The following is a 19,917-nucleotide window of genomic DNA, read 5'->3' on the forward strand; positions in this document are numbered from 1 at the left end:
CGGGTCCGCCAGGTCATGGACGCACATGACAAGAGCAGACGCTCCCAACGGCTGCGGGGCACGTTCTTGCTGGTCAGTTGGGGAACAGAGCCGGCTGGGCCTCCCCGGTGACGAAACGCTTTTGCCAGATGTAGAGCCGCAGGTCGTTCCTTGTCAGTCGCCTGTCGACAGGCACCTCGACCATCGCGCGGATCAGGTAGGACGAGCGGGGCGGCATGTACTTGTCGCCACCATCACCCGCTTCCAGTTGGCCACCGGAGATGCGGCGCATGACCTCGCTCTGCGTCGGCGGAGTGCACATGGTCTCCGGCACCCCCGCCTGCCACATGCAACGGCCGCGCGCCTGCCTCGCGACAAGGCTGCGCTTCACGAACACGTCACCAGGAGGGTCGAGCAGGACCTTCTGGTCCGTCGGGTTGCTCAACACATAGTCGATGTAGGCGACCGCAGACCCGGCGGGCAGCGGTGACGACTGCACGGTCGGCTCGCCGTCGGCGCTGACTCCCCCGTTCACAGCCGCGATCCGGTACTGGGCGCCTTCGGCCGTCGTGACGACGACCGGCGTCCCGCTTTTGGGCACGACCCCTTGAGACTGGAGCCGCGAGTCAGCCGGCGGGTCATCGCCCCCGCCGCTCTTCTCCCCGAACCCGAGCGCGATCAGCGCACCACCCGCGATCACCGTGACCACGCCGGCGACGACCGCGATCAGGATGAGCCCCCTGCGCCGTCCTGCGCGCTTCCGCCGTTCCGCCAGCGCGCGGCTCCGGCCCGACTGCGAACCGAGTCGCACCTCGACGCCGCTGGTCTCCCGCACGCCGATGGGCCCGGTCGTGACGGACATCCCCTCCACGTCCGCCGCATAGGCCCCGGACGGATGCCCTTGCTGGTAGTGGAACGACTCGGGCTCGCCCTTCGGCGGAACGTCGCCGGGTCTTCGCGGTGTTCCTGGCTGCATGTCCAACGCTCCCGTCCCCCCGTACTCCACCGAGATGCCGCCCATAGTTTGACGCAATTGGACGCCTTATCAACATGCGACCCCGGAATAACACCAAAAGACGCTAATCAGTCACGCCCCTGTTGTCACTTATGGACACAGGCAAAACCCCACATGCAGCCGCCCTCCGTTAGGCGTGACAACTCAACTCCTCACAGAAATGAGTCACGCCAAACACAAAGAGCGACACCATGCACGCGATTGGACCCTTACGGGAGGAGGTTTTCCAGGAACTCGACTATGCCTTGCGGGCCGTCCACTACGAGGTCAGCACGTTCGGCGAGGATCGTGACCTCGGTGGAGCCGCTGCAGAGTTTGAGGCCCGGGATGCCTTCGGCACGGAGTGCGTCGATGGTGTCGAAGGCGGTCAGGTCACCCAGGTCGTCGCCCGCGAAGAGGACGGCGGACGGCGGCCCGTCACCCAGAGAATCGATGAAGCTCCGGAAGGCGATGCCCTTGTCCATGCCGGGCGGGCGCAGCTCCAGCACGAGGCGGCCGGGCTCGACGACGAGACCGGTGCGTTCGGCGAGCGCGTTCATGATGCCGCGCAGGCGTTCGAGGGCGACCTCGGGCTCGGCGGTGCGGCGGGTGTGCACGGCGAGCGCCTGACCCTTGTCTTCGACGAACGTGCCGTCCGGGGCCCCGGCGGCCGCGAGGACGTCGGGCAGCTTCGCGCGGGCCTCGGCGACACCGGGAGGCGGCTCGGGCACCGTCATGGTGCCCGACTCCCAGCGCTCCAGGCCGTACTGCCCGAGCACCACGAGGCCGTCGATGCCCTCGAAGCCGCCGTACTCCACGGCGGTCGCCGCGGGACGGCCGGTGACGATCACCAGCGAGCCCACGAGCGGGGCCAGGCGGGCCAGGGTCGCGGCCGCCCGGGGGTGGGCCCGGGCCGCCTCGGGATCGTCCACGATCGGCGCGAGTGTGCCGTCGAAGTCGAAGCCGAGCACGGCTCCGCGGGGGTGGTTGCGGATAGCGTCGAGGCCGTCCGTGCCGACGGCGGTCAAAGAAAGGTTCACGTGACCAGTTTTGGTCACGTCACGGCCGGATGCCGAGTCGCCGCGCGGCGCGTTGCCGTTGACGCTGTGAGCGCATCCGGCGAAGGCGCTTGACCAGCATCGGGTCGTGTGCGAGCGCCTCGGGTCGGTCGATGACAATGTTGAGGAGCTGGTAGTACCGCGTCGCCGACATGTCGAACTGTTCGCGGATCGCCTGCTCCTTGGCTCCGGCGTATTTCCACCACTGCCGCTCGAAGGCGAGGATCTGGCGGTCACGCTCGGAGAGGAGATCGGCTGGGAAGGCGCCGTCGTCTTCCAAGCCGTCGGTCACGGGTGGGTGCAGCGTTGGACCATCGTTCATGCTTCCGTCCTGATGGGGGCCGTCACCAGGGGCGTTGGCCTCTCGCATGAGGTCCCCTCTGTGGTCACTAATCCCGGGTCGTCCGGGTTCGGCCGGGTGCCATGCTACGCGTCCCCGCCGACAAGTTCCGGGTGTTCTGACGGAACGGCCCAACGTTACGCTCAGGCAACGGAGGTGGGTTCCGTTGAGTGACGGTACGAGCGCCAAGGCGCGTCAGTGCATCACATTTCTTACCGACTACGGGCTTGACGATGGGTTCGTCGCGTCCTGTCACGGCGTGGCCGCGCGGATCGCCCCGGACGTCCGGATCATCGACATCACCCACCTCGTTCCGGCGGGTGACGTGCGGCGCGGCGCCGCGGTGCTGGCGCAGACCGTCCCGTACCTCCCGCCGGGGGTGCACGTCGCGGTCGTCGACCCCGGTGTGGGTACGAGCCGGCGCGCCATCGCCATCGAGGCCGGTGACCGGATCTTCGTGGGCCCTGACAACGGATTGTTGTCGTGGGCCGCCCGCGGTCTGGCGCCTGGCGGAACGTACTCACTCGCACCGTGGCGCACCCCGGCCGGGGAGGCCACGTCGGCGCCGAACGAGCCGCGCGCGTTCGAACTCACCAATTCCAAGCTCTGGCTGGAGCCGGTCTCCGCCACGTTCCACGGGCGCGACATCTTCACGCCCGTCGCCGCGCAGCTGGCGAGCGGCCTCGACATCACGGCCGTCGGGCGCCCCCTGGACCCCGCAAGCCTCATCACGCTCCCCTCCCCGACGCGACGCGTTCAGAACGGCGGGGCGGAGGGCGAAGTGCTCACGGTCGATCGCTTCGGCAACATCCAGCTCTCGCTGACGCGAGCCGACCTGGACCAGCTGGGCGCCCATCCCGGGGAGTCCCTCACGATCACCCTCGGCGTCACCGCTCGTCTCCAAGGCGCCGAGCCCCACCACCGCCGCACCTTCAGCGTCCCCTACCGGGAGACCTTCGGCTCCGTACCCCCGGGCGAACTGGTCGCCTACGCAGACTCGGTCGGCTGCGTGGCATTGGCCGTCAACTCCGGCGACGCCGCCCAGCGTCTCGGTCTCCCACCGGGCGCCCGCATCCGGATCTCCCCCACTCCCTGACGGCGTCATGTCCGGCCGAGGCGCAGTCACCATGCGCACTGCATGCACGAACGGATGTATGTATTGTGCATCTGTACGGGGTGTCCCGGGAAGATCTTGAGCGGAGCGGAGGCCCTGCATGGGGACCGAGAACGCCTCCAAGGGCGACCAGCCCGAGGCCGTTCCTGATCCGGTGCTGTCCGACATCGCTCTCGCGCTCTTTCATCTCCGGCGGGTCTGGGCCAAGCCCGACCTCATGAAGCGCATCCGGGCCCAGACCTCCAGCGGCCCCGGCGGCAGGCCCCTCCAGCTCTCCAACCTGATGGTGGTCCATGCCGTGGCCGCGTTGAGCTTCGACGGCGAGGACGAGCGCCGGCTCAGTGCCGAGGTGACGGTCGGGGCGGTCGCCGAACGGCTCGAAATCGATCCCTCTACGGCGAGTAGGCTGGTCGGCCATGCGATCGACGCGGGCCTGGTCTCCCGGCGTCCCTCCCCGATGGACGCACGCCGTGCCAACCTCGGGCTGACGGATGCGGGGATGCGCGTCAAGCAGGTCGCCGATCGCTTCCGCCGCGCCTACCTCGACGAGCTGATGACGGACTGGACCGGGACGGAACGCGAGGACTTCGCGCGCCTTCTCACCCGATTCGCCGACGCCGCGGCCCGATGCCCCATGGACTTCGACGGCATCGACAAGATCTTCGAAGAAGCCCAAGCCGACTGACCCCGGCCGTGGCGTCCTGCCGACCTGTCGGCCGCCGTGTCCTACCGGTCTGTCGGCCGTGGCGTCTCACCGGCCTGCCGGCCGCCGTGTCCTACGGCCTGCCGGCCGCCGCGCCTTCGGGGGTCAGTGGAGGCACGGCGGGCGCGGCGTGGACGTCATGCGTCGTTACGCAGCGTCGACGAGCGGGCGTAGTACTCGTCCTCGTCGATCTCGCCCCGGGCGAAGCGCTCCGCGAGCACCGACCGGGCGCGGGCCATCGGATCGGCCTGCGCGGCACCGGCCGCGATGCGGCGGCGCACCAGGTAGAACCCGGCGACCACCACGGCCACCCAGAACAGCCCGAACGTGATGGGGAACACCGGCCACCAGGCGGGGGCGTCCGTGGCCCCGTTCTCGTGCCAGGGACCCGGGTGAATCTGCATCGCCAACGTCGTCAGCATGGTCATCGACCTCCTTGTTGCGGATAAGTCGATGCTCAGCGACAGGTTAGGGGCGCGGCATCGTACGGCCGGAGGCTTCTCCGCTACGCCCGGTGGAGTAGCGGAGAGCCAGGCTTCAAGCCATCGCGCGCATCGAGGCGGCCTGACGTAAGCGGACGCCAGGACGGCGCGCGGGAATCACCACCACGGTGGGCGGTAGTCGTCGTCATCTTCCGGATGCTGGCGCCTGAAGAGACTTCCCGGCTGGTCCTCAGCCGACGATCCGGGCTCGGGGAAACGGGCGCCGTACTGGTCGTCGTCGTCCAGGTCCGCGGGCGGCACCGTGGGGAAGGCTGCCGTGGGCAGTTCGTCCGAGAAGTCATCCGCGGAAGGTAGGAGTGGAAGCGCGTCGGTCGGGCCTTCGGCGTCCTCCTCCCGCTGGCGTACGGAATCAAGGTCGGGTATGTGATTCGGAGTGGTCGGCTCATCGAGCGCGTGACGGTCGCCACCGTTCTCGGTGGAATGGCCGTTGAGGCCGCGGCCATGACCATTGCTTGCGGAGGTCCCGAATCCGTTCAGGGCACCCAGTCCGTTCGAACCGTTCCGGCCTCGGCCGTTGTCCGAGACCCCGGGCTCAGCGGGACGGTAGGGACGAAGGTCGTCGAGACTGAACGGGGGCTTTTCGCCGCTGAGCTCTGGCGTACGGTCTTCGTCGCTTTCCGGCTTGTGCCTGCGTCCTCGCTTTTCGCCGAACCCGCGCTCCAGCCCGTCGCCGCGCTCTATGTCCTGGCCACCGCCAAAGCCTCCGTATTCGCGCTCAAGGCGCCGCGGGGGCCGTGCCGAGCCGAATCCGTGCTCAAGGTCATGCCCCTGCGTGCGCTCCTCATCGTTGCCAGGGGCGCGCTCTGCGCGGTGGCCATTTCCCAAGCCGTACGGGCTCTCCTGGCTGTGGCCGTTTCCTGAGCCGTACGGGCTTTCCTGGCGGTGACTGCTTCCCGAGCCGTACGGGCTCTCCTGGTTGTGGCCGGTTGGCGGGCCGTACGCGCGTTCATGCCCTTGGCCGTTCCGCTCGGCAGCACCGGTACGCGGAGGCCAGAGAGGACGGTCGCTCTGCTCTCGCGAGGCCGACGCCCCGGGCGAGGGCGACGCGTGCGAAGGCGGAGTGTGCGAGGGCGGAGTGTGCGAGCCGCCCATCCGGGTCGCCGACTCCGGGGAGCCGGAGGGCATGCCTCCGGGGAAGACCTCGCTGCTCTGCCACAACGGAACGTTGACGGGCGCGATGTCAGGGCCGTTCGGCGGACCGCCGCCCGTCATGGCGCCGACGGGTTGGCGAGGCCGGTCGGACCCGGAATGACGCAGGTAGTCGCCCTCGTCGACGTCCTCTTCGGGCCGGCGTCGCTGCCGCCAGCCCAGCACCAGCCCGACGAGCACGAGCACGGCGCCGCCCGCGACGACGGCCATCACCAGGGTGCCGGTGCCCTCCTCCGCCGGTTCGTCGACGACGGGCGAGGACTGCGCGGTGCTCTTGGGCGTGGCGCCCGGGCCGTGCGCGGACTTGTTGATCTTGTTGGCGGCCAGGAGGGCACGCGCCGCGTCGAGGGTGCCCGGGCAGTTGGTCGAGGCACCCGTCTGCTGGCGCGGTACGGAGCCCTGGACCAAGGCCTGGCGGATCTCGTCCGGAGTCAGCTTCGGGTAGCGGGCCCGGACGAGGGCGGCCACCCCGGCGGCGATCGCCGAGGACGGGCTGGTGCCCGTACCGACCACATAGCCGTTGTTGGCGTCCGCGCTGACGATCTCGACGCCGGGCGCGCAGACCGCCACGTACGAGCGCCGGTTGCTGTCCTTCCAGATGCGCCCGCGGTTGTCGAGGGCCCCGACGGCGATCACTCCGTCGTACGCGGCGGGGTAGTTGCGGCGGTTGGAGCCCGCTCCGTCGTTGCCGGCCGAGGCGATGAGCACGACTCCCTTGCTCAGCGCGTACTTGACCGCCTCTTCTTCGGTCTTGTCACCGTCATAGAACAACCTGCCGCCGCCGAGCGACATGTTGATGACCTCGGCGCCATGGTCGACGGCATACCGGATGCCCTGCGCCACGGCGTCACGGTTGCGCCCGCTCGTTCCGCCGTTGCCGCGGAGCGGATCGTCGTTCTCCCAGGTCACGCGGATCGACAGGATCCGGCTCTGCGGTGCGACGCCGATGACGCCGCGCTGGGAGCCCGGCCCGTTGCCGTGTCCGGCGATGATGCTCGCCATCGAGGTGCCGTGCAGGCCCCAGAACTTCCCGCCGGGACGCCGCGTACCGCCGGTGAGGTCAGGACCGCTGGTGACCCGGCCGACCAGGTCGGGATGGCGTTTGTCGACGCCGGTGTCGAGCACCGCGACGGTGACCCCGAGCCCCTTGGACCACTTCCAGGCCTTGGGGATGTGCATCACGTCGAGATGCCACTCGCGCTGGCGGATCTGGTCCGGGGCGGACCGGGCGACTCCGGTGACGGCTCCCGTGACGGCTCCGCGTGCGGCGACGCGCGCCGGGTCGGCTCGGCCCGCCTGATGTTCGATGGAATCGTCAGGAGCAAGCGCCACGGGCACGGCGACTGCGGCGGCGAGGGTCAGCGCGGTGAGGCTCGCGGTGGCTCGTACGCCAAAGCGGCCGGCTGGCCGGGTACGTCGAGAGCGGCGTCGGCCGACATGCGACACGCCCACCGAACCTCCTCCCGGCGTCGGCCGTGGTCTGCTGGTGCAACCCCCACAGAGGGAAATCCTCGTGAACACGAAGCACGGCGGCAACCGCCGCCTCCGCGGACACAGCCCCTCATCCCGCCCCACCGAGCCCTCGGGGCGCGAGGCCTCATTCTGCCATGACGCGGCATCGCGGCTCGGGCACTCGGCACATTCAGGCACGGTCCAGGACAGCTAGCAGCTCTTACGGATCTACCGCTCTCCGCACCCGACCTGCCCTAACCCGGTCACCCTGTGTGCTACGCCTCACCGCGCGTCAAGTTCCCCCGAGAACGACTGTCCCGAGACGCCGCCAGAGGTCAGGTGCAGGTGCCGAAGGGCCGGTCGCAGTGGAGCACCTGGCCGCCGAGCGCCGGGCGGACCTTGTCGATGAGCGCGTCCGGGCCGGTGACGAGCCAGTTCGGGCCGTGCAAGATCGCGAAGGCGCCCTGCTCGCCGAGGGCGCTCTGCCCGACACCGGTCTTCCAGCTCTCCAGGGCCGTGTCCATGGTCAACCCGGAACCGGAACCCGAGCCCGAGCCGGAACTCAGCACCGTCCCCGCGACATAACGTCCGCCGAACCGGCACTCGACCCTTGCCTGATCGACCCGGCAACCGGTGGCTCCTCGTCCCCGAAGGGCCGCCGCGATGTCCTTGGTGTCCCCGTAAGCACGGGCGCTCGCGCCGGGCCGGGCCGACGCCCCGCCATCTTCGCCTGTCATAAGGAACGTGGTGATGCCTGCGGTGGCGAGCATCGTCCCGCCGACTGCACCGGCGATGGCAAGCATGGGCTTCGACTTCATGCACACCAGGATGCCCTACTCACGAGTAACTTGATCCTGACACCCGAAAACCGTCCCCCTCGCCCTGAGGCCAGGGAGAGGGGGACGGCGGAAGGAATGGCGGCTTTCGTCAGGCCATGATCAGTGCGGCCATCGCGAGGAGGGCGCCGCCCAGCACCACCGCGTGCCGAACGTTCTGGAAGAACGGCATCACCCAGGTCGGGAAGCCCTTCTCCGCCGCCTCGATCATCGCCGGCACGTCGATCCGCTGGAGCATCGGGTCGCCCTTGCGCTTGAACGCGGCCTCCACCGACTTAACGGCGGTCAGCTGGCTGTACAGGATGGCGAGGCTGCCGAGGAAGACGAGCGGCATGAAGACCCAGGACAGAACCTCACCCCAGTGGCTCCCCGACAGGTTGAGCACCGCCAGCGCCGCCACGATGAGAGCGATCGAACCAGGCGCCCATGTCTCGTGCCCGCTCGCATCGAAGTTGATTTTGTTCTCTTTCAGGACGCGAACCGGGATGCCCTGGCGCTCCAGTTCCGCCTCCGCATGCGCAGCCGCGTCGCCCCCGTAACGGTGGCGCACCACCGGGATGCTCACAAAGGCCAGCGCGATCAGCAGTTGCACTACAGCAGCGAAGGTGATCATTAGGTTCACTCCCCATCAGGGTCTGTCAGGTCCGTGTCGTTCTCGATGGCCCAGACGATGCCGACCTTCGCTGACAGTCGATGGACAGCGGCCTGACAGTTCCCCACCCCCTCTGACAGCTCCGAACCCAAGCCGTATCCGACAACGACAAAAGGCCCCTCCCCGGGAGTTCGGGAGGAGCCTTTGAGCGTGAAGGTGGCTGGATCAGGAGCGCCTCGGCTCGAAGTGCAACCCGGTGATGCCGCAGTCGAACGCACGGGCCCCGACGAGTCGGAGCTGCTGGTAGGCGCCCGCGGGGAAGACGGGCATCCCAGCACCGATCGCGGTCGGGTTCATGAACAGGTGGAGTTCGTCGAGCAGGCCCCCGGCGATCAGACTCGACACCAGCGTGCCGCCGCCGTAAGCGATCATGTCCCCGCCGGGCTCTGACTTCAGCTTGTTGATGGTCTCGGCAAGGTCGCCGTTGGCGACCACGGCGTTCTCCCAGGGCGACTCGGTGAGCGAGTTGGAGATCACGACTTTGGGAGTGTTGTTCATCCAGTCGATCGACTCCTGGGTCTCGCCCTCCGGCCCTGCGGCCCATGTCGGAATGAACCCCTCGGCGAGCTTGCGCCCCAGCACGATGCAGTCGACCTGCGCGGTGAGCGCCTCGATGTGGTTGTTGATGTCGTCGGTCCAGGGAAACGTCATCCAGTCCATCTCACCGTTCGGGCCGGCCATGTAGCCGTCAACGGTGGTCTGGACCTGGAGCTTGAACGTACGCATGAGCGGAGTCCTTCCGAGTGCTGAGCCACTGGGTTCCTTGCGATGCCCCAACTCTGGCACCCGACAATCCACACTGTCAAGACAAATTTTCTTGTCGGTGCATTGGTGGAACCCAGGCCAAGCCCTACCCCGTCCCTAGCCCTTAGCCGACACCCACGTAGCCCTTAGCCGCACACCCACGTAGCCCTTAGCTGGCACCCACGTCAGCGTGGTCGCCGACCTCTACACCCGTCTCGAGGGCATCCTCGGCTATGGGGAGATGGTCGGAGTGGTAGGCGTGACCATCGCGGGTCACGGCGGCGGACTCGTAGCCAGACCCGGCGAGACGGGCCAGCCAGAGGAGGCCGTCCGACCCCATGGCCATGGCAGCGGTGGCGTACGCGTCGGCCAGGGCCAGGTCGGGTCCGGTGACAGTGACCGAACGGAGGGCCTGAACAGGTTCGCCCGAGTGGGGGTCGTACACGTGGAGTCCGCGTTCATAGGTGCCGGAGGTGGCGACGGCCAGATCGGTGCCGGTCAGCACCCAGGCCAGCTTGTCGGACTCCCAGGGGTGACGGACTCCGAAGCGCCACGGGCGGCCGGGTTCGGGGCGGCCGCGGCTGCGGACGTCGCCGCCGGCGTTGATGCAGTGGTTGAAGGAGCCCGCCTGGGCCAGGCGCGCCGACGCCATCTCGACCGACCAGCCCTTGACGTAGCCGGACGGGTCGAGCCGTCCGGCGGCTCGTTCGTCGAAGTAGCCGTCGGTCTCCCGCCGCAGGGAGGCGCAGGCGTCCAGCACGGTACGCATGTCGGGCGAGCACCGGTCGACGGCCAGTTCGCCACGTTCGAGCTGGTTGACCTCGCTGTCGTCCTTGTAGGTGCTGAAGCGGCGGTCCACCTCGTGCAGCCAGGCACAGGTGTCGTCGATCAACTCGGCGAGGGCGCGGCGAGGGAGAAGGTCGGCGATCTCGATGCTGACCGCCGTGCCCATGACATCCTCGACATGCCGCATCATCAGCCCCGTGCCGCGGTGAGCGCGGACTGCAGTGAGGCGGAGAAGGAACCGCTGGTGAACGTGGCGCCGGAGACGGTGTCGACGCGGGCGCTCTGGGCGGTCAGGGCCGCTTGCCGCAGCAGCGGGAGGGCTCGCCCGTTGACCTGCGCCGTCGTGGCGGGGGTCGTGGCGGAGGTGGCGGTGAGATTCGTGACCCGTCCGGCGGCCACCTGAATGGTGACCTGGATGGGGCCATATTGGTTGCGCACGGCGTTCCCCCGGAACACTCCGTCCTTCAGGCCATTGGCGGCTCTGGCCGGAGTGTTCCCGGACGTGCCGTTGCCGGCGGCGCCGTTGCCGGTCGCGCCGTTCCCGGTCGCCCCGTTGCCGGTCGCGCCATTCCCGGCTGCGCCGTTCCCGTTCCCGTTCCCGTTCGCAGCGTTCCCATTCCCGTTCCCGTTTCCAGACGCGGCGTTGCCGTTACCGGGTGGGTTCTGGCCGTTTCCGGGCGGTTGGGCGGCGGCCGAGCCAGGGGGTGCGAGATCGCCCGTCTGGCCGACGGCCTGGCCGGCCGCCGTGGAACTGGCGTCCGCTCCGTACTTGGCGGCGAGGAGCAGGGCCGCCCCGCTCAATGTGCCGGCAATGGCCGCGGTGGTTCGACGCATCACGTCCCTCGTTTCAGAACTCGATCAGAACTCGAAAGGGTCAAGGTGGATCTGGCGGCGGCGCACCCGCAGGCGGCGCAGGGTCGCGACCGCCGCTTGGACCATGCCGGGTGGGCCGCACACGTACACGTCACGGTGGCGGACGTCCGGGACCAGCTCCCGGAGTCCTTGGGGTGTGAACAGGTTCTGCGGGCCAGGTTCGTGGCGTGAGCCCAGCACGTAGCGCAGTTCGTGCCCGTGCCGCTGCGCCAAGCTGCGCAGCTCGTCGCGGAAGACGATGTCGTCGGCGTCGGAGGCCCGGTAGATGACCATGCTGCCGTTCGGGAGATCCTCCAGCACGGCGCGGATCGGGGAGATGCCGCTCCCGCCGGCGATCAGCAGCGCGCGCTGCCGGGAGCGGTGACCGGCGGTGAACGTCCCGGACGGGCCGACGGCGAACACCCGGGTGCCCGGCCGCAGGTCACGCAGCCCGGTCGTGTGGCTTCCGACCGCGTTGATGGTCAACCGGAGCCACTGCTCGTTGGGAGCCGCCGACAGCGAGAACGGATGTGACTGCCACCAGGCACCACCCGCCATGAACCGCCAGCGGAAGTACTGCCCGGCCTGTGCCTCCAGCTTGTCCAGGCGGCGCCCGCCGATGTAGACCGAGAACATCGTCGCCGTCTCGGGCACGATGTCCATGACCTCGAACCGGTGCCGCGCGTTCAGCCACAGCGGCTCGACCATCCGGCCCCACAGGAGGCAGGCGATCACCAGGGCGTACAGGCCCATCCAGTACCACTCGGCGAACCCACCCTTGGCGAGATCAGCCCCGGCGAACTGGTGACCGTAGCCCAGGATCAGGATCGCGTAGGTGGACCAGTGCAGCCATTTCCACAGCTCGTACGGCATCCGGCGGCGGATGCCCCGGATCGCCAGCATGCTGACGGCCACCATGATCCCGGTGGCGGTGTAGGCGCCGACCATCCCGTCGACGGTGTTGAAGAGGGTGACCGTCTGGTCGACGACCGTGACGTCGGCGCTCATGGCGTAGCCGACCGTGATGTACGCGGCGTGTGCCAGCACCGACAGCAGCAGATAGACGCCCACCTGGCGATGCCAGCGCATCAGGTCGTGGCCGCCGATCCAGTTCTCCAGCCAGGCGACCCGGCTCATCATCAGGACCTGCGCTAGAAGCAGGTACCCGCCGACCAAGCCGGTGACCCGCCCGCCGGCCGTGACCATCTCGGGCGTGCCGCTGAGCGTGCTGGGCGGGGTACCGAACATCCACAGCGCGACGCTGGTGGCCAGCAGCCCCCAGAACAACAGGACGACGAACAGCTTGTTGCCGGCGGTCTTCGCCGCAGGCGGCTTGAACCCCTGCTCCAAGCCCGATCCCGGGTCCATAGCCCGGGGCGCCGACCCCAGCTCGTCCCGGAGCTCCCCGCGGCCGTTCTCGAACCGGGAGTCACGCTGGGAATCGCGCTGGGATTCGCGCTGCAAGTCGCGCTGGGCAGCGTCTTCCCTGCCCATGGGCCATGGCATGTCGGGAGTGGCACGTACGGCCGTCTGTCGCTGGTCCCAATCGGCGCCGTACGTCTCATTGGTGGGGACCGTATTCCCTGCTTGCACACGATCCTCCGCGAGGTCTCCGGGTGTGCGCGGTCTCGACTCGTTCAGAGCCGTCGGGATGTCGTACGGGTGATCCCGGACATTCGGTTCACCTCACGACCCAACCGGTCGTCATCGTGGACGTTTCTTCAGCTACGACCGACGTTGAACGAGCTCGGCGACAGGCGCGTACCACTGATCGACCTCTGACGGACCGTTCCCAGTCACCCACCTTCTGAATTTCTTGTTGCGAGAGAAGCGAATCTCCTGCAAGAGAAGCGAACGTCGTAGCGCAGAGAATCGAGTGGCCCGCACGGTAGAAGCCGGGTGAACATGGAGGCCGCACGGACCACTCGCTCGACGCGTGATGACGTCGCGGCTGAGATTAGACCGACGCAGACCTCCGACCACACGTCTTAAGCCTCACTTGACCCAGGGCTGAGCGCCCCCTAAGCGTGTATCGCCAGGGCGTGACGTCTTGGCAGCTCAGCGTGCAATTTGAAATCGCCTTGAACCAGAGTGACCGATGGTGCGTACCTGTTGAACGGAGCCGGGTGCACTTCCTCACACCCTTAACAAGGAGGGAGCGCCGCATGCGAAATGCACGGCGACCGCGTTCCATCTCGCGCAGCATCACCCTGCTCGCCGGGGCCGGGTTGGTCCTGGCGAGCCTAGGTCCGGTGACGGCCGAGGCGAGCGTTCCCGCTCTGTCCGCGGCCAGAGCGCAGACCATCAGCTGTCCGGACGTAGCCGGACAGCTTCCTCAGGTGCCCGCACAAGCCAAGGCTGAAGTGGACCGCAACCTCGCGCTCCTCAACACGCAGATCCAGGAGGCGAACACGCGCCTGGCCAACTCAGTCGGCCAGGGCGGCCCCAACTTCGTACAGAACGCGATCGTGGGACCGCTGCGCGACAAGCGCGTAGCCACGATCAACCGGATCGCCACGGCCATCGGCCGAGTGGCCCAGCGCCCCGCAGGCCTGGACGCCCTTGCCCCCTGCACCGTGGCCGACGACGGCCAGGGCGGCGGCCAGGGCAACAACCCAGGCCAGAACCCAAGCCAGGCCCCTAGCCAGGCCCCCAGCCAGGCCCCGGGCCAAGGCAACGGGAACGCGGGTCAGCAACGCCCAGTAGCCTCGGACTTCGTCGACATCCGCCAAGTCAGGCCCAACGTCCGGCAGGCGCGGACCCAGGCCCGCGGATCACGCGGCACGTTCACCTCGCGATGCGGGCGCAACGAGAACGGGCACTTCAACTCCGACAACTTCATCGTCGCGCCGGGCGTTGCCAACGGGGCACACCACCAGCACGACTACGTCGGAAACCTCACCACCGACGGCAACTCCACCGACGAGAGCCTCGCTGCCGGCGGTACGACGTGCAGCAACGGCGACAAGTCGCCCTACTTCTGGCCGGTCGTGCGCGTGCGCAGCGCCAACGACCCGCCGCAGAACGACCAGAGCGCCGCAGACGGCAACGTCGGCCGCGTCCAGCGGCCCGCCACGGTTTCTCTCCAGTTCCGGGGCAACGCCACGAGCAAGGTGACCGCGATGCCGCGCTTCATCCGCGTCATCACCGGCGACGCCAAGGCCGCCACCAACGGCCCGGCCAACGCCCGCGCCTCGTGGACCTGCACCGGTTTTGAGAACCGCCGCCTGACCGACAAGTACCCGCTGTGCCCCCGAGGCAGCAAGGTGACCCGCATTCTGGAGTTCCCGAGCTGCTGGGACGGCCAGAACACCGACAGCGCCAACCACCGAACGCACATCGCCTTCGCCGGCCAGAACGGTGCCTGCCCAGCCGGCACCAGGGCGGTACCCCAGCTGCAAATGCGGCTCAGCTACAACATCAACCTCAGCCGCCAGCAGCTGAACCAGGGCCAGGTCTATGCCGTGGACAGCTTCCCCGAGCAGCTCCACAACCCGGTCACCGACCACGGCGACTTCGTCAACGTCATGTCCAACGGCCTGATGAACCGCGCAGTCACCTGCATCAACCGCGGCCAGCGCTGCTAGCAACTCCCCCCAACCGCTGACCGACAGAGGCCCCGTCCACTCCGGACGGGGCCTCTGCCATCCCGTCACGTTCGTCCAGATGACCGAGCGTTCAGGTGACCGAGCGTTCAGCGCCTGCGATAAGCGTCGGCGCGATGGGATATCGCGGTGACCTCAACGATGACGGTCCCGTCGTCGATCAGGTACAGCACGCGATACTCACCGCGCCGGGCGCTGTATTGAGGGGCCAGAGGCTCGACCAAGGGCTTACCGACCCGGTGTGGGTTCTCGGCCAGCGGGCCTGAAACGAACTCCCAGCACGCCGCAGCGATCTTCTCCGGCATCCGCTGGAGCGCCCGGGAAGCCGCTGGGCGGAGAATGATTCCATAGCGCTGAGAGGTCTCGTCCGGGGTCGCTGTCACTCCGCCTCACGAGTCCGAGCAATGATCGCCCTCAGTGCCGTCATACAGACCTCGTCGGGGATGCCGCTGGCATGCATCTCAGCGATGACGTCGGCTTCGTCGCCCAGCTCGATGCCTTCGGCGCGGGCGGCCATGATCGCGGCCATCTCGTCCCCGGTCAGATACCGCCCAGCCTCGGCGTCGGCACGGGAAGCGGCAACGTCACGCATGAGGTCCCGATCGGAGAGCACCTCGATCGTCTCCATGATCGCTTCAAAGTCGTCGTCAGCGATCATCACGATGGCGGGCCGGCCATTGCGCGTCACACGGATGCGCTGGTGGGTCTTGACGGCCTCCTCGACCAGGCTGGAGAACTGCTGCCTGGCCTCAGCCACCGGAAGAGTAGTCATGTACAGAATTATAGCCAACTCATCGGGGATCGGCTTCTTCTTAGGTGATCAGGGACGTTGAATTAGGTTAGGCTCCCCTTATTTGCCTGCGGTTTCGGAGGAAAGTGGTGCTTGCCGGACTCGACGGACGCGGATGAGCACGGTCATGGAGAAGCGGCCCGCGTCCGGGGTCGTGGCGTTCCGGCGGCGGCGGGTCATGGGGGTGGGGGTGCTCGTGGCGGTCCTCGTGGTCGCGGGGGCCGTGTCGCTGGCCGTCGGCGCGCGGGCTCTGACCCCCGGCGAGGTCTGGCGCGGGTTGTTCGTGGAGCCGGGCTCCGACCAGCGGCTCACGGAGATCAGGCTCATCGTGCAGACCGTGCGGGTGCCGCGGACCGTGCTCGCGATCGTGGCCGGCGTCGCCCTGGGAATCGGCGGGGCGCTGATCCAGGGGTGCACGCGCAACCCGATCGCCGACACGGGCCTGCTGGGGGTGAACTCAGGCGCCTCGGTCGCCGTGGTGTCGGCGACCGCCCTGTTGGGATTGTCCAACCCGTTCCAGTACGTCTGGTTCGCCTTCATGGGTGCGGCGGTCGCCGGCGTCGTCGTGTTCGGGCTGGCGAGCATCGGGCGAGGGGCCGGCAACCCGTTGACGCTCGCGCTGGCCGGGCAGGGGGTCACGGTGTTCCTGGCGGCGATGACCACCGCGATCGCGCTGTCCGACAAGGAGGCTCTGAACGCGTGGCGGTTCTGGAACGCGGGCTCCGTGGCCGGTGTCGGATTCGACGTCATCTGGCCGGTGACCGCGTTCATCGCGGTCGGTCTGGTCTTGGCACTGACCGTGCTGCCCGCCATCAACCTGCTCAACATGGGTGACGACGTGGCGCGAGTACTAGGGGTCAACATCGCGCTGACCCGGACCGTCGGCATCCTCGCCATCACCCTGCTGGCGGGCGCGGCGACGGCCGCGTGCGGCCCCATCGCCTTCCTCGGGCTCATGGTGGCCCATGTGGCCCGGTATCTGACCGGGCCGGACTACCGCTGGCTGGTGCCGTACGCGGGTCTGCTCGGGGCGGTCGTCCTCCTGATCTGCGACATCGTCGGGCGCTTGGTCGTGCGGCCAGGCGAACTCGACGCGGGCGTCCTCGTCGCCATCCTCGGCGCACCGTTCTTCGCGGCCCTGGTGTGGCGCGGAAAGTTCAAGAGCACATGAACGGGACTGACGTGAAGCCCTCGGTGGCACCGGGCGTACGGCTCGGCCAGGTGTCGTTCGTGTGGCGGCCCTGGCTTGTCTTCGTCACGCTGCTGCTGGCGACGGCGACGTTCCTGGTGTTCTGCCTGTCCATCAGCGTCGGCGACTTCCCCATCGAGCTGCCCCGGGTGATCGCCACGATCCTCGGTCAGGGCGAACGGGTCGACAAGTTCGTGATCATGGACCTGCGGATGCCGCGTGCCCTCGCCGGGCTCATCGTGGGGATCGCGCTCGGGGTGTCCGGGGCGATCACGCAGTCCATCGCGCGCAACCCGCTGGCCAGCCCGGACATCCTGGGGATCACCGGGGGCGCGAGTGCGGTCGCGGTGTTCCTGGTGACGGTGTCAGGCGGGACCGCCGCAGCGGTCGCCAACTCCGTGGGAGTGTCCGCGGCAGCGCTCGCGGGAGGTCTCGGCACGGGTCTGCTCGTGTACTTCCTGGCGTGGCGGCGCGGGATCGATGGCTTCCGGCTCATCCTCATCGGCATCTCGGTGAGCGCCGCGATGGAAGCGATCACGAGTTGGCTGCTGGTCACGGCCGACATCAGAGACGTGGCCCGGGCCCAGGCATGGCTGGTGGGCTCGCTGGACGGCCGATCGTGGGACGAGGTCCGAATTGCGCTCTGGTGCACGCTCGTCCTCATGGTCGTCGTGGCAGGCGTCGCGTTCCAGTTCAGGCCGATGCACTTCGGCGACGAGGTCGCCGCGGGCCTGGGCGTCCGGTACTCGGTGGTGCGCGCGGCCATGTTGTTGTGCGCGGTGCTGCTGGCCGGTGTGGCGGTGAGCGCGGCAGGCCCGGTCCCGTTCGTCGCGCTGGTGGCGCCGCAGGTGGCGATGCGGCTGGCGAGGTTCCCGACGCCGCCGCTGGTGGCCTCCGGTCTGGTGGGCGCGTTGCTGCTGATCGGTGCGGACCTGGTGGCGCGCACGGCGCTGCCTGTCACCCTCCCGGTCGGCGTGGTCACCGCCGCGATCGGCGGCCCCTTCCTGGTCTATCTGCTGGTGAGAGCGAACCTCAGATAGCGAACCTCAGATGAGCAGACCTCAGAGAAGCAACCTCAGACAGGCGAGCCCCAGCCGGCGATGCGAGCGTCGGGCAAAGCCAATAAAGGAGATCTTGTGGCCGCTCAGCACATCAACGGGAACGAGCCGGGGGTCGATGACGCCCCGCCGCTGGCGGCCCGGGACGTCGCGGTCGGATACGGCGGCCGGCTGGTCATCGAGGACCTTGATGTGGCGATCCCGCCGGGGGTGATCACCACGATCATCGGCCGCAACGGCTGCGGGAAGTCGACCCTGCTGCGGACCCTGTCACGGCTGCTCAAACCGGCGAAGGGCACGGTCGTGCTGGACGGCGCGGACATCGTCAAGCTCAAGACCAGGGACGTGGCGAAGAAGCTCGGCCTGTTGCCGCAGGCACCGGTCGCGCCGGACGGGCTGACGGTGGCCGACCTTGTCGCCAGGGGCCGCCATCCGCATCAGAGCTGGTTGCGGCAGTGGTCGTCGGACGACGCCGCCGTCGTGGAACGCGCGCTGACCATGACCGGGGTGGCCGACCTGGCCGACCGCCCGGTCGACACGCTGTCCGGCGGGCAGCGTCAGCGCGTCTGGATCTCGATGACCCTGGCCCAGGGCACCGACCTGCTGTTGCTGGACGAGCCGACCACCTACCTGGACCTGGCCCACGCGATCGACGTGCTCGACCTGGTGGACGACCTGCACGAGTCGGGACGCACCGTGGTCATGGTGCTTCACGATCTCAACCTGGCCACGCGCTACAGCGACAACCTCATCGTGATGCGAGCGGGGTCGATCCTGGCGGAGGGGCATCCGCGTGACGTGATCACCGCCGAGCTCCTGTACAAGGCGTTCGGGCTGCGCGCCAAGGTGATCGACGACCCGGTGGGCGACCGGCCGCTCATCGTGCCGATCGGCCGTGCGCACGTCCAGTCCGGCTAGAGGCACGGCTAGGACGTGTCTGACAAGGGACGACACGTGAGGACAAGATCAAAGTTAGGTTAGGCTGCCCTTATTTCTGCATGTTAGGGTGTGCCTGCCCTAGACGGGGTTGCAGGTGGACAGCGTGAAAGCAAGGGATTTCGATTGGCCCTCCGACGAACGACGCTGACGACGTCCTGGCGGCAATTGGCGGCGGTACTGTCCGCCGCGACCCTCAGCGCCGGCCTGCTCGCGGGATGCGGCTCCGACTCCACGGACAAGCAGAGCGACACCGCTCCGGCCGCCGCGGCCGGCGTGTTCCCGGTCACCGTGGAGCACGCGTTCGGGTCGACGAAGATCGATAAGGCCCCCGAGCGGGTCGTCTCGGTCGGCTACACCGACGACCAGGCCATCCTGGCGCTCGGCGTCAAGCCGGTCGGCATGGTCGACCAGTACCCGAACCCGCCGGGCAAGTCCCCCGACATCAACACCCAGTGGCCCTGGGTGAAGGACAAGTGGGGCGGCACCCGTCCCGAGGTCGTCATGAACAACGGCGACTCCGGCCCGAACTTCGAGAAGATCGCCGCGCTCCGTCCGGATCTGATCATCGCGGTCTACTCCGAGATCGACCAGGCCGCCTACGACAAGCTGTCCAAGATCGCCCCGACGGTGGGACGCACCAAGGCCGAGAAGGAGCCGTTCAGCGCGCCCTGGCAGGACAACGCCGTGCACATCGCCAAGGCGCTCGGCAAGGAGGCCGAGGGCACCAAGCAGGTGCAGGGCATCCAGGCCAAGCTCGACGCCGCCCGTAAGGCGCACCCGGAGTTCGCGAACCAGACCGCCGTCGCGCTGTCCTGGTACAAGGACTCGGTCGCGCCGTTCACCACCACCGACGTACGCGGACGGCTGATCTCGGGCATCGGCTTCAAGGGCGCCACCGAGATCGACAAGATCGCGGGCGGCAAGTTCTTCACCACGTTGTCCCCCGAACGCATCGACCTCATCGATGTCGACCGCGTCTTCGTCATCAACGACCAGGCGGACCAGACGGCGCTGAAGAAGTTCAAGCTGTTCACCAACCTCTCCGCGGTCAAGAACGGGAAGGTGTCGTACCTGCTGGACAGCGAGGGCCCGGCGGTCGGCGCGGCCATGTCCCAGGGCACCCTGCTGTCCCTGCCGTACGCGATCGACGAGATGGTCAAGTCGGTCGGCTAGG

20 protein-coding genes are annotated in these 19,917 nt (G+C 68.4%); 7 read left to right on the plus strand and 13 right to left on the minus strand.

All coding sequences use genetic code 11. From position 1 onward, the window contains the following. Positions 1–73: 73 nt before the first annotated feature. The 3 genes from ACH34W_RS52290 to ACH34W_RS52300 all read right to left on the minus strand — a co-directional run bounded on the left by ACH34W_RS52290 (position 74) and on the right by ACH34W_RS52300 (position 2,353). Positions 74–955, minus strand: coding sequence for a hypothetical protein (locus ACH34W_RS52290; RefSeq protein WP_395968764.1), 882 nt, complete (start codon positions 953–955; stop codon positions 74–76). Positions 956–1,203: 248 nt separating this feature from the next. Beyond that, on the minus strand, positions 1,204–2,013 hold the full coding sequence (gene otsB, locus ACH34W_RS52295; protein WP_395968765.1) for a trehalose-phosphatase: 810 nt from the start codon (positions 2,011–2,013) through the stop codon (positions 1,204–1,206). Positions 2,014–2,032: 19 nt separating this feature from the next. Further along, positions 2,033–2,353 (minus strand): DUF3263 domain-containing protein, encoded by a 321-nt coding sequence (locus ACH34W_RS52300; protein WP_395968766.1) that lies wholly within the window; start codon positions 2,351–2,353, stop codon positions 2,033–2,035. Positions 2,354–2,537: 184 nt separating this feature from the next. Between ACH34W_RS52300 and ACH34W_RS52305 the strand changes: the two genes are divergently transcribed. Together ACH34W_RS52305 and ACH34W_RS52310 are read left to right on the plus strand one after the other, a co-directional pair. Further along, positions 2,538–3,467, plus strand: coding sequence for an S-adenosyl-l-methionine hydroxide adenosyltransferase family protein (locus ACH34W_RS52305; RefSeq protein ID WP_395968767.1), 930 nt, complete (start codon positions 2,538–2,540; stop codon positions 3,465–3,467). A 118-nt stretch (positions 3,468–3,585) separates the two neighbouring features. After that, positions 3,586–4,170, plus strand: coding sequence for a MarR family winged helix-turn-helix transcriptional regulator (locus ACH34W_RS52310; RefSeq protein ID WP_395968769.1), 585 nt, complete (start codon positions 3,586–3,588; stop codon positions 4,168–4,170). 155 nt (positions 4,171–4,325) lie between these two features. Here the strand turns inward: ACH34W_RS52310 and ACH34W_RS52315 are convergent, their stop codons facing one another. The 8 genes from ACH34W_RS52315 to ACH34W_RS52350 form a co-directional block, all read right to left on the minus strand. Next, positions 4,326–4,616 (minus strand): SHOCT domain-containing protein, encoded by a 291-nt coding sequence (locus ACH34W_RS52315; protein WP_395968770.1) that lies wholly within the window; start codon positions 4,614–4,616, stop codon positions 4,326–4,328. Between the two features lie 171 nt (positions 4,617–4,787). After that, positions 4,788–7,292 carry a S8 family serine peptidase gene (locus ACH34W_RS52320; protein WP_395968771.1) on the minus strand — a complete coding sequence of 835 codons (2,505 nt, stop codon included), beginning with the start codon at positions 7,290–7,292 and terminating at the stop codon, positions 4,788–4,790. Between the two features lie 335 nt (positions 7,293–7,627). Next, positions 7,628–8,110, minus strand: a complete 483-nt coding sequence (locus tag ACH34W_RS52325) for a hypothetical protein (protein WP_395968772.1) — start codon at positions 8,108–8,110, stop codon at positions 7,628–7,630. A gap of 109 nt (positions 8,111–8,219) precedes the next feature. After that, positions 8,220–8,741, minus strand: a complete 522-nt coding sequence (locus tag ACH34W_RS52330; RefSeq protein WP_395968773.1) for a hypothetical protein — start codon at positions 8,739–8,741, stop codon at positions 8,220–8,222. A gap of 204 nt (positions 8,742–8,945) precedes the next feature. Next, positions 8,946–9,506, minus strand: coding sequence for a dihydrofolate reductase family protein (locus ACH34W_RS52335; protein ID WP_395968774.1), 561 nt, complete (start codon positions 9,504–9,506; stop codon positions 8,946–8,948). Between the two features lie 187 nt (positions 9,507–9,693). Continuing rightward, a complete protein-coding gene (locus ACH34W_RS52340; protein WP_395968775.1) occupies positions 9,694–10,476 on the minus strand; it encodes an FAD:protein FMN transferase in 783 nt (260 codons plus the stop codon). 23 nt (positions 10,477–10,499) lie between these two features. Next, positions 10,500–11,144: an FMN-binding protein gene (locus ACH34W_RS52345; RefSeq protein ID WP_395968776.1), complete on the minus strand. Its 645-nt coding sequence runs from the start codon at positions 11,142–11,144 to the stop codon at positions 10,500–10,502. A 24-nt stretch (positions 11,145–11,168) separates the two neighbouring features. Beyond that, positions 11,169–12,656 carry a ferric reductase-like transmembrane domain-containing protein gene (locus tag ACH34W_RS52350; protein ID WP_395968777.1) on the minus strand — a complete coding sequence of 496 codons (1,488 nt, stop codon included), beginning with the start codon at positions 12,654–12,656 and terminating at the stop codon, positions 11,169–11,171. A 671-nt stretch (positions 12,657–13,327) separates the two neighbouring features. Between ACH34W_RS52350 and ACH34W_RS52355 the strand changes: the two genes are divergently transcribed. Further along, on the plus strand, positions 13,328–14,749 hold the full coding sequence (locus tag ACH34W_RS52355) for a DUF1996 domain-containing protein (protein ID WP_395968778.1): 1,422 nt from the start codon (positions 13,328–13,330) through the stop codon (positions 14,747–14,749). Positions 14,750–14,856: 107 nt separating this feature from the next. Here the strand turns inward: ACH34W_RS52355 and ACH34W_RS52360 are convergent, their stop codons facing one another. Continuing rightward, positions 14,857–15,150: a type II toxin-antitoxin system RelE/ParE family toxin gene (locus tag ACH34W_RS52360; RefSeq protein ID WP_395968779.1), complete on the minus strand. Its 294-nt coding sequence runs from the start codon at positions 15,148–15,150 to the stop codon at positions 14,857–14,859. After that, complete coding sequence (locus tag ACH34W_RS52365; RefSeq protein WP_395968780.1) at positions 15,147–15,539, minus strand: type II toxin-antitoxin system Phd/YefM family antitoxin; 393 nt, start codon at positions 15,537–15,539, stop codon at positions 15,147–15,149. Before ACH34W_RS52365 ends, ACH34W_RS52360 begins: the two co-directional genes overlap by 4 nt. 133 nt (positions 15,540–15,672) lie before the next feature. Here ACH34W_RS52365 and ACH34W_RS52370 point away from each other — a divergent pair, with 133 nt between their 5' ends. From ACH34W_RS52370 to ACH34W_RS52385, 4 genes are all read left to right on the plus strand, one after another. Beyond that, positions 15,673–16,728 carry a FecCD family ABC transporter permease gene (locus tag ACH34W_RS52370; RefSeq protein ID WP_395968781.1) on the plus strand — a complete coding sequence of 352 codons (1,056 nt, stop codon included), beginning with the start codon at positions 15,673–15,675 and terminating at the stop codon, positions 16,726–16,728. Beyond that, positions 16,725–17,786 carry a FecCD family ABC transporter permease gene (locus tag ACH34W_RS52375; RefSeq protein WP_395968782.1) on the plus strand — a complete coding sequence of 354 codons (1,062 nt, stop codon included), beginning with the start codon at positions 16,725–16,727 and terminating at the stop codon, positions 17,784–17,786. The genes ACH34W_RS52370 and ACH34W_RS52375 overlap by 4 nt, the downstream gene beginning before the upstream one ends. A 96-nt stretch (positions 17,787–17,882) precedes the next feature. Next, complete coding sequence (locus tag ACH34W_RS52380) at positions 17,883–18,722, plus strand: ABC transporter ATP-binding protein (protein ID WP_395968783.1); 840 nt, start codon at positions 17,883–17,885, stop codon at positions 18,720–18,722. Between the two features lie 144 nt (positions 18,723–18,866). Then, positions 18,867–19,916 (plus strand): iron-siderophore ABC transporter substrate-binding protein, encoded by a 1,050-nt coding sequence (locus tag ACH34W_RS52385; protein WP_395968784.1) that lies wholly within the window; start codon positions 18,867–18,869, stop codon positions 19,914–19,916. The last annotated feature ends 1 nt before the right edge of the window (position 19,917 follow it).

This window comes from Actinomadura sp. 6N118 (assembly GCF_044326415.1).
Classification (GTDB): Bacteria; Actinomycetota; Actinomycetes; order Streptosporangiales; family Streptosporangiaceae; genus Spirillospora.

Bases quoted from the DNA above. Each gene is read 5' to 3' on its own strand.
- ACH34W_RS52290 (WP_395968764.1), bottom strand. From the start codon at position 955: ATGCAGCCAGGAACACCGCGAAGACCCGGCGACGTTCCGCCGAAGGGC.
- ACH34W_RS52300 (WP_395968766.1), bottom strand. From the start codon at position 2,353: ATGAACGATGGTCCAACGCTGCACCCACCCGTGACCGACGGCTTGGAA.
- ACH34W_RS52310 (WP_395968769.1), top strand. From the start codon at position 3,586: ATGGGGACCGAGAACGCCTCCAAGGGCGACCAGCCCGAGGCCGTTCCT.
- ACH34W_RS52315 (WP_395968770.1), bottom strand. From the start codon at position 4,616: ATGACCATGCTGACGACGTTGGCGATGCAGATTCACCCGGGTCCCTGG.
- ACH34W_RS52325 (WP_395968772.1), bottom strand. From the start codon at position 8,110: ATGAAGTCGAAGCCCATGCTTGCCATCGCCGGTGCAGTCGGCGGGACG.
- ACH34W_RS52330 (WP_395968773.1), bottom strand. From the start codon at position 8,741: ATGATCACCTTCGCTGCTGTAGTGCAACTGCTGATCGCGCTGGCCTTT.
- ACH34W_RS52335 (WP_395968774.1), bottom strand. From the start codon at position 9,506: ATGCGTACGTTCAAGCTCCAGGTCCAGACCACCGTTGACGGCTACATG.
- ACH34W_RS52340 (WP_395968775.1), bottom strand. From the start codon at position 10,476: ATGGGCACGGCGGTCAGCATCGAGATCGCCGACCTTCTCCCTCGCCGC.
- ACH34W_RS52345 (WP_395968776.1), bottom strand. From the start codon at position 11,144: ATGCGTCGAACCACCGCGGCCATTGCCGGCACATTGAGCGGGGCGGCC.
- ACH34W_RS52350 (WP_395968777.1), bottom strand. From the start codon at position 12,656: ATGGGCAGGGAAGACGCTGCCCAGCGCGACTTGCAGCGCGAATCCCAG.
- ACH34W_RS52355 (WP_395968778.1), top strand. From the start codon at position 13,328: ATGCGAAATGCACGGCGACCGCGTTCCATCTCGCGCAGCATCACCCTG.
- ACH34W_RS52365 (WP_395968780.1), bottom strand. From the start codon at position 15,539: ATGACTACTCTTCCGGTGGCTGAGGCCAGGCAGCAGTTCTCCAGCCTG.
- ACH34W_RS52370 (WP_395968781.1), top strand. From the start codon at position 15,673: ATGAGCACGGTCATGGAGAAGCGGCCCGCGTCCGGGGTCGTGGCGTTC.
- ACH34W_RS52375 (WP_395968782.1), top strand. From the start codon at position 16,725: ATGAACGGGACTGACGTGAAGCCCTCGGTGGCACCGGGCGTACGGCTC.